Source organism: Dorea sp. 210702-DFI.3.125 (assembly GCF_020560945.1).
In the GTDB taxonomy this organism is placed as follows: Bacteria; Bacillota; Clostridia; order Lachnospirales; family Lachnospiraceae; genus Dorea; species Dorea formicigenerans.
Genome location: NZ_JAJCNF010000128.1, coordinates 1 through 240 on the forward strand (window position 1 = coordinate 1; position 240 = coordinate 240).

Sequence of the window (240 nt, forward strand, 5' to 3'; positions counted from 1 at the left end):
AGTACATGACCTTTGCGGTGCTGCTGACTGGAAATCCTGTCAACGCTCTGGGAAATGGCATACAGGGCGGTAATGGTGTGTCTATCGTCATAAATTCAAAATTCATTCGGTGTGTTCCTCCTTTTTCTTTGCTCGTTTGGATAAATAACAGGGGCAGTCAATCACAACCGCCCGGAAGCTCTGCTTGCACCCATGCTGGCATTTCCGGCATAATTCGTTGTAAGTGACACGCCCCCGGTC

Annotated in this window: 1 pseudogene; it reads right to left on the bottom strand. The window is 49.2% G+C overall.

The features are described from left to right. A pseudogene (locus tag LI164_RS15840) lies at positions 1-106 on the bottom strand (DeoR family transcriptional regulator); the annotation flags it as partial. Positions 107-240: the final 134 nt, after the last annotated feature.